Genomic DNA, 2,163 nt, shown 5'->3' on the forward strand with positions numbered 1-2,163 from the left:
GGTGAGTTCTCCACGCGCCATGGCGATGGCCTACCAGGACGGCAAGCCACCGCGCAGGCGAATCCCCCTGATCTCAACTCCGTACAGGCCCTAGGTGTCCAGGGCTCCGGGTGTCAGGGCATCGCCACTGGACATCCCCCACAAGAAGCGATATATCTCGATCATGGCACGATCATCCTCATCCTCATCCTCCGGCGACGAGCTGCGCGCCTCGCTCGCGGCCCGCCGGGAGCTCGGCCCCGACTACGAGGACTCCCTGGTGGAGGGTTTCCTGGAGAAGATGGATCAGGAGATCGACAGGCGGGTGGACGAACGGCTCGCCGCGCGCGCCCCCGGGCAGGCCCCGGCGGTCTCCCCCTCGGTGGACGCGGGACAGCGGCTGGCGCTGGCCATCGTCTCCCTCGTGGGCGGCGTGTCGGCGACCATCGGGATCGGCTACTCCGAGGTGAGCGAGTCGCTCCTCGCGTTCGTCCTGACGCTCCTGTGGGTCGGGATCATCGGCGTGAACGTGTCGTTCGTCCTCGGGCGCCGCCGCCGGGGCTGACCGCCGCCTCTCCCGCTCCCTCGTCAGGCAGGCGGCACGTGGCGCCGCATGGGGACGTGGATCCTCGGGTACGGCGTGCGCTGCCGGCGGGGCGCCGCGTGCCGTCCCGGGTGCCGGGCACCTGCCCCTATTCCCTCTTTCCCTGTCGGGAATTTTACCGATCTTTCCAACAAAGACGGCACGGGACTGGTTGGAGCCGCGTCGCTCCTGGTTTACTCCTCGTTCATGTACGGGAAATCCGAGATCGCGCCACGGGGGCGTGGCACGCGTGACGTACGGGAGGTCGGTACACGGTGGTCGAGGTCAACACCGAAGCGCTCAAGGCCGCGACACGCGACCTGATCGACACCTTCGCCCCGATAGCCCAACAGGTCAGCACGCTGGCCCAGGGAACGCATCTCAGCCCCGTCCAGTGGGGCGCCGTCGGCGCGGCCACGGTGGCGCGCGAGTACGCCCCGGCCCGCGAGTACCAGGCCAAGCAGGCCGAGGACTTCGTCAAGTGCGTCAACGGGATCAACGCGGGGCTGCTCAGCGTGGTGCTGCACTACCGGCAGGCCGAGCTGGAGACCGCGACCGCGGCGAACGACACCGGGAAGATGATCGACCTGAAGTACTCGGTCTCGGCCGACAGGTCCGCCCTGGACGGGGCGACCAGGAACAAGGACCTGGGTCCCACCGACTGACCCGAGGAGGGGATGCCCCATGGCGGGCGAAGAGGTTCTCACCGGCGCCGGCATCGAGACCGCCGTCCTGGGCGGGATGAAGGCTCTGGGGAAGTACGGCCCCTCGTGGGCCGCCAGCCTGGCGAAGATCGAGCTGGCCGGGAAGCTGGCCAAACCCGCGGCGGGCGCGGCCGCCGTCTGGCTGCTCGCCCGGCCGTGGGACGACGAGGCGATCAGCAAGGTCTTCAACGACTGGCGCACCATCAACCTGAAGCTCTCCCACCTGCGGAACAGGGAGTGGGACACCAAGCTCAAGGCGGTCCAGGCCGCCTGGCCGGAGGGAGACGACCGCGCGGCCTTCGACCGGTTCATGGGAGTGGTCCACCAGGAGGTCCAGCAGCTGGAGACGGCCGCCCTGCAGATGGCCAACGCGGTGCAGAGCGCACAGTCCGACATCCACAAGATCGTCAATACCGCCGGCGTGGTCGTCAACAGCCTCCTCGGCATCATCATCGCCTCGGAGATCGCCCAGCTGATCGGCAAGCAGATGCAGGCCGCGGCGGCCGCGGCGGGACCGGCCGCTCCCGTGATCGCGGCACAGGGCAAGGCGCTCGAGGCCGCGGCCAAGGCCACCCAGGCCTCGTCCGGGCTCATCCTGATGGGCACGGCGGTCAACACGATCGTCGGCATCACCGCGTCCCTGCTCTTCAGCATGGGCAACCTGACCTCGCTGATGAGCATGGACAACCAGTTCCCGATGGCGCAGGCCAACCTCGACAGCGACGGCACGGACGGCAGGACGGACTTCGACGACATCACGCGCAGGAGCGTGTCCAGGTCGTCCGAGGGCTGGTCCTACGGCTGACCGTCCCTGGGGGGGGGGGGGGGGAGGGGGGGGGGGGGGGAGGCGGGGGGGGGGGGGGGGGGAGCGGTGGCTAGGGCGCGCGCGTCGTTACA

3 protein-coding genes are annotated in these 2,163 nt (G+C 69.5%); all 3 read left to right on the forward strand.

What is annotated here, in order from left to right; translation table 11 throughout:
* The first annotated feature begins 163 nt into the window (after positions 1 to 163).
* The 3 genes from ACZ6RT_RS29950 (at position 164) to ACZ6RT_RS29960 (ending at position 2,071) form a co-directional block, all read left to right on the forward strand.
* Positions 164 to 544: a hypothetical protein gene (locus ACZ6RT_RS29950; protein ID WP_470157291.1), complete on the forward strand. Its 381-nt coding sequence runs from the start codon at positions 164 to 166 to the stop codon at positions 542 to 544.
* Between the two features lie 293 nt (positions 545 to 837).
* On the forward strand, positions 838 to 1,227 hold the full coding sequence (locus ACZ6RT_RS29955) for a hypothetical protein (RefSeq protein ID WP_399195344.1): 390 nt from the start codon (positions 838 to 840) through the stop codon (positions 1,225 to 1,227).
* 19 nt (positions 1,228 to 1,246) lie between these two features.
* On the forward strand, positions 1,247 to 2,071 hold the full coding sequence (locus tag ACZ6RT_RS29960; protein ID WP_399195342.1) for a hypothetical protein: 825 nt from the start codon (positions 1,247 to 1,249) through the stop codon (positions 2,069 to 2,071).
* The last annotated feature ends 92 nt before the right edge of the window (positions 2,072 to 2,163 follow it).

Source organism: Streptosporangium sp. NPDC050148 (assembly GCF_055586505.1).